The 5,845-nt window shown below is 53.8% G+C and carries 5 protein-coding genes; 3 read left to right on the forward strand and 2 right to left on the reverse strand.

Annotation, left to right across the window (positions count from 1 at the left end; all coding sequences use genetic code 11):
• The first annotated feature begins 615 nt into the window (after positions 1-615).
• Together polA and mutM are read left to right on the forward strand one after the other, a co-directional pair.
• A complete protein-coding gene (gene polA / locus Q8Q07_00100; protein MDP3878696.1) occupies positions 616-3,342 on the forward strand; it encodes a DNA polymerase I in 2,727 nt (908 codons plus the stop codon).
• A gap of 8 nt (positions 3,343-3,350) precedes the next feature.
• Positions 3,351-4,166, forward strand: a complete 816-nt coding sequence (gene mutM / locus Q8Q07_00105) for a bifunctional DNA-formamidopyrimidine glycosylase/DNA-(apurinic or apyrimidinic site) lyase (GenBank protein MDP3878697.1) — start codon at positions 3,351-3,353, stop codon at positions 4,164-4,166.
• A gap of 306 nt (positions 4,167-4,472) precedes the next feature.
• Here the strand turns inward: mutM and Q8Q07_00110 are convergent, their stop codons facing one another.
• Positions 4,473-4,790, reverse strand: a complete 318-nt coding sequence (locus Q8Q07_00110) for a DUF5668 domain-containing protein (GenBank protein MDP3878698.1) — start codon at positions 4,788-4,790, stop codon at positions 4,473-4,475.
• A 2-nt stretch (positions 4,791-4,792) separates the two neighbouring features.
• A complete protein-coding gene (locus Q8Q07_00115) occupies positions 4,793-5,272 on the reverse strand; it encodes a PspC domain-containing protein (GenBank protein MDP3878699.1) in 480 nt (159 codons plus the stop codon).
• 226 nt (positions 5,273-5,498) lie between these two features.
• Here Q8Q07_00115 and Q8Q07_00120 point away from each other — a divergent pair, with 226 nt between their 5' ends.
• Entirely contained in the window at positions 5,499-5,720 is a 222-nt protein-coding gene (locus Q8Q07_00120) for a hypothetical protein (protein MDP3878700.1), read from the forward strand.
• Positions 5,721-5,845 lie beyond the last annotated feature (125 nt).

Genomic DNA, 5,845 nt, shown 5'->3' on the forward strand with positions numbered 1-5,845 from the left:
AATAGTTGCCTGGAGGGCGGCCGGACTGCCTACGGTGAAGTAAGACTAGTGTGGTGTAACGCATTATTTTTCGCTCAAGAAGTGAAACGAATCGTTCTCCCATAAAAAGCACGTTACTCGTGTTGTCATTGCGAGGAGTCCGCCTCCGGTGGACGACGTGGCAATCTGGGGGTAAGGGATAATTCCGCCCCCGCCGAGATTGCTTCGCCCTCGGGCTGAACTCGGGCTGAAGCCCTCGGGACTTCGGCGTGAACTCAGTCGAACGCTGAACTCGGGCTGAAGCCTTCCGCCGGAGTTTACCCCGTACACCGATACGGGGTCGGTATGGTCTCGCAATGACAGCAGTGGCGGCAGCGTAATTATAAGTGTTACCTGGTACCAGGCTAATCCGATGGCGGTCTAGCGCATCCCCGGTAAATCCTAAAATTCGAAGCACTATAATTCAAAACCGCTTGGTTCTCTGAGTTTTTTATTTGACATTGTTTAGTCCCGTACTTGATACGGGATTAGAAATTAGTATTTAGAGTTTGATAGTACGTCTTCCATACGCAAGTATTTATTCAATCACATGCAGTTGGTTAACCCCTATTCCCAATACTCTGTTATAATAACCCTATGAAAAAGCCTCTGCTGGTGCTCTTTGACGGCAATGGTATTGTCCACCGCGCTTTCCACGCCTTTCAGTCTACCAGGCCGCTGACCGTCCCCCGGACCGGGGAGATAGTCAGCGCCGTCTACGGCTTTGCCCAGATGCTGCTCAAGGCGATAAAGGATCTCCAGCCCACCTGCTACGCTATCGCCTTTGACACCAAGGCCCCCACCTTCCGGCATCAGATGTTTGAGCAGTATAAGGCGCACCGCCCACCTACAGCCGATGAGCTGGTCAAACAGCTGGGGCGGGTGAGGCAACTGGTCGAAGCCTTTAACATTCCTATCTTTGAGCTTGATGGCTACGAGGCTGATGATATTCTGGGCGCTCTCAGCCGCCAGGCCAGCGAGCAGGACATCGACACCATTATCGTCACCGGCGATGCCGATACCATGCAACTGGTATCACCCCGGGTAAGGGTGCTCTACCCGAAACCGAGAGGTTCTTTCAGCGACACCATACTCTACGATGAGAAAACCGTGAAGGAGAAATACGGCGTCGAGCCGCGGCAGATTACCGACCTCAAGGCGCTGGTCGGCGACCCTTCGGATAACATCCCCGGCGTCTCCGGCATCGGTGAAAAGACGGCCGTCAAGCTCATCCAGCAGTTCGACTCGGTAGAGGGAATATATGACCATATTGACGAGGTGGCCCCAGCCAAGCTCCAATCCCTGTTGAGGGAGAACGAAAAGATTGCCCGGCAGAGCAAAGAGCTGGCGACTATCGTCACGCAGACCCCGGTAACCCTCGATATGGACAGCTGCCAGCTCAAGCATTATGACCGGAATAAGGTAACCGAGTTTTTCCGGGAGCTTGAGTTTTACAGCCTGCTCGATAAGTTACCCGCTCAGGAAGACCCGACCACTGAACCAATTATGGCAGTAGAAGTTAAGGAGCCGCCCCGGCGGGATTACCGTATCCTTACTATCCCGGCAGCCTTTGACGACCTTCTAGGCAGCCTGTCATCTGCCAGGTCTTTTGCCTTTGACCTGGAGACAACCAGCCTGGATGTGATGTCGGCGCAGCTGGTTGGGATCTCGCTATCTCCGGCGCCGGGAGAGTCTTATTACATCCCGGTCGGCCACGTTGGCTGGGGAGAGCTGGCGCAGCTGCCGCTGGAACGTGTCATCAACGGGCTTAAACCTCTATTTGAGGATAACGCTATCGAAAAATTCGCCCATAATGGTAAGTACGATATGGCCGTGCTGGCCGAGTATGGGGTATCCGTTAATAATCTGAAGTCCGATACCATGATCGCCGCCTACCTGCTCAGTGAGAAATCTTTAGGTTTGAAAGCCCTGGCTTTCAGTCGACTGGGTATCGAAATGACTCCGATTACCGACCTTATCGGTGCTGGCGCCAAACAGCTGTCCATGTCCCAGGTAGAGATAGCCCGCGCCGCTGATTACGCCTGCGCTGATGCTGATATGACCGGCCGGCTGACCGGACTGTTCAGCACCGAGCTTCGTGAGCAGGGTTTGTGGCAGCTGTTCGCCGAGGTTGAGATGCCGCTGATCCCGGTGCTGATTCACATGGAGCGCAGCGGAATAGCCCTGGATACAGATTTGTTGAGACAGATGGCGCACCGCCTCGGGGAGCAGCTACTCAAGCTGGAAGCTGAGATATATAACAACACCGGACACCAGTTCAACATCAATTCCCCGCAGCAATTAGCCTCGGTGCTCTTCGAGGAACTGAAACTGCCCGCCCAGAAGAGAAAGGGCAGCTACTCTACGGGGGCGGCGGTGCTCGAAGAACTGCGCGGGACTCATCCGATAGTGGAGCTTATTCTGGACTACCGGCAGCTAGCCAAGCTCAAATCGACCTATATTGATGCCCTGCCCGCCCTGATAAACCCCAGGACCGGACGCCTGCACACCAGTTTTAACCAGACAAGGACGGCTACCGGCCGTCTCTCTTCCACCGAACCTAACCTGCAAAATATCCCCGTCCGCGGTGAGTTGGGGAAACAGGTCAGGGAAGCCTTTATCGCTCCACCCGGCTCACGCCTGGTCAGCAGCGACTATTCGCAGATTGACCTGCGTGTGCTGGCTCACCTGTCTCAAGACCCCGGCCTGCTTGATGCCTTTAACCGTGATGAAGATATCCACTCCGCTACCGCCAGCCAGCTTTTTGGCGTGGATACATCACGGATAACCGCTGACATGCGCCGGCTGGCGAAAACGGTCAATTTCGGTGTTATCTACGGCATGAGCGGCTACGGGCTGGAGCAGGCCACCGAGCTATCGCGGGAAGAGGCCAACCGGTTCATTGCTGCCTACTTTGATAAATACCCCGGGGTCAAACAGTACCTTGAATCCACCAGGCAACAGGCCAGGGATAAGGGCTACGTGCAGACACTGCTGGGCAGGAGGCGCACTATCCCTGAAATCAACTCCGCTAACCGGCAGATCAGGGAAGCCGCCGAGCGCATGGCAATAAATATGCCGGTACAGGGCACATCCGCCGATATTATCAAGGTAGCCATGATTAACCTGTACCGGGAGATGGTGCAGCGCCGGCTCAAGAGCAAGATGCTGCTCCAGGTGCATGATGAGCTGCTCTTCGAGGTGCCGGAGGCGGAGATGGAGGAGATGTGCCGGCTGGTCCCCCGGATAATGTCCGGCGCTATGAAACTCAGCATACCGCTCAAGGTGGATACCAAGACCGGGCGGAACTGGGGAGAGTTGTAGTCAGGACGATGCCGGAACTTCCTGAAGTAGAAACGGTAAAAAATGAAATATCGCCCTATGTCATTGGGCGCCGTATCACCGGAGTTAGCCTGCTCTGGGAAGGGATAGTCCGCGAATCTTCTATCCCGGAATTCCGCTCCCGCCTCATCGGGCAGGAGATAACCGGCGTCAGCCGCCGCGGCAAGTACCTGTTTTTCAGCCTGAGCAACGGCGATCTACTGAACGTCCATCTCAAGATGACCGGCTCTTTGATCATCGGGCATGACTCTGCTGAGCCACCACGCTACACCAGGGCGATAATCCATCTGGATAATGATACCAGTATCTTCTTCCGTGACCCGCGTAAATTTGGCATACTGCGACTGGCGAAAGATAAGATCAGCATTGTTGGTAAGCTGGGGCCGGAACCTCTGGAAGCGGGTTTTACCCCCGCGGTCCTGGCGCGACTCCTGGCCAAACGCACTGCGCCGGTAAAGGCGCTGCTCTGCGATCAGAACGTGGTCGCCGGTATCGGCAATATGTATGCCGATGAAGCCCTCTTTGCCGCCGGAATTCATCCTCTGAGGACGGGGGGCAGTCTGTCTCAAGAGGAAATAAAGCGTCTTCATCAGGCAATCCGGCATGTGTTGCGGGCAGGGATCAGCAAACAGGGGGCCAGCACGGATACCTACTACCGTCCCGATGGCACACGGGGTACCGCCCACGACGAGTTCCAGGTTGCTCACGGCCGGGGGAAGTCCTGCCCCCGCTGCGGCACGCCCATACAGCGCATTGCGGTGCGCCACCGGGGCACCTACTTCTGCCCGAAGTGCCAGGTTCTCTGAGCTTTAAAGCTCAGAGAACCATAACTGGAGATTCTTTCCCATCAGGAGCGATAGCAGCCCCATCCCCAATGTAAAGTTGTGGCTACCTATCCCCCTGTCCCCCTTCCCTCATTTCAAAATCCCTCTCAGTCTCCCTTTACGAAAGGGAGAGGCGCCATGTGGGGCGTTCAAGAGGGGCGCCAGCCCCTCTTCTCTTTTCTTCCCCCTCCTTTGAAAAAGGAGGGGGATTGAGGGGGAGGATTTAATAAAAATAACTTCCCTTCCTTGAAGGAGAGGGGGGCACAGGGGGTGAGGTAGATACCGAATTTATATACCCGTCCCGGATGGTAAAGACACCCCGTATTGCCAGATAGCGATACCCAGGCAGGCAAAGAGCACCGCCAGAATCAGCAGACTTACCAGCCAGATATTAAACTGCCTGAGCAGGATAGCCAGCCCGGTAATGATTAGCATCACCGGCCAGAAGCGCCATAGAGTACCCCAGATGTTCCAGGACAGGATATTCAAGCTCTGCAGAAGAAACACTATCCCCAGAAAGAGCAGGAAAATACCCCCCACCGGGACGTAGCGGTCTACCGATGGTTTCTGCTCAACGTGTTCTACCGGTGGCGTTTCCTCGGGCATCACTATTTTCTCCGGGTATTCAATATTATCAACACACCTATGGCAATCAGAATCAGTGGCCAGAGATACGTCCAGCGTAACCACCACAGGAAGTTAAGGCTGGCCAATAAGAAAAGGACGCCAATGACGACAATGACAATGCCAAGCACATTACGGCCGCGGTGCTGTGCCCGGGTCACCTCGGCGGAAGCGGATTGCCGGCTGAAGGTGGAGCGGACTTCCTGCCCTAACTGGCTGGCGGCTTGCTTCATCTCTTCCATGTTTTCCCCGATGACATCTTCGGGGGTTGCTGCCTCGGAACGCTCCAGGGGTACGACAATTGCCAGAATGATATAAGCCAGGATGCCCAGCCCGTTAATAAATATGGATAGCACCGCGATTACCCTGACAATGGTAGGGTCAATGTCAAAGTACTCTGCCAGACCGCCACATACGCCCCATATCATCCGGTCACTCCGGCTGCGATAGAGCCTCTTCTTCATGACACCCTCCTGCAGGTTGAGATACCCGCAGCAATTATACGACAGAATAAAAGTTGCGTCTATCTATTGACCCTCTGGGTAGCTTATCATTTTGTGTAATAACGAGATAATATGCAATAATGTTTGAAAACGGTGATTAATCAAACAGTATTGTGACAACAGCTATTGACATATGTTACGATATAGGTATACAGTGATTGTCTAGTGACTTGAGGGGAGGTAAAGTATGGGGCCTTATAGCGATTTCCTAGTTGCTCGGCCTTCTATTATAGAAGGTATTGCTCGCATATTTGATTTTGGCAATACTCTCAATGCATATAACAATTCACCATCGGAAATGGTGGCAGACGAAATAGCACTGCGTATGGATTGGGAAGCAGTGGGATATTATTTGGAAAATGCCATGAGAGAATATGACAAAGAAATCAAACAAGCAGAGCCGAAATAAGAATCTGCCTGCCAAGAATACTAACCTTCCCCAATCTCAATCTCCTCCTCAAACCCAAAACACCCCTATTGCTAGGCTAGAAGCCCGTTCCGAATCTTTCAGCGGGCCAATACCTCATCCTTTAA

The organism is Dehalococcoidales bacterium, assembly GCA_030698765.1.
GTDB lineage: Bacteria > Chloroflexota > Dehalococcoidia > Dehalococcoidales > UBA2162 > JAUYMF01.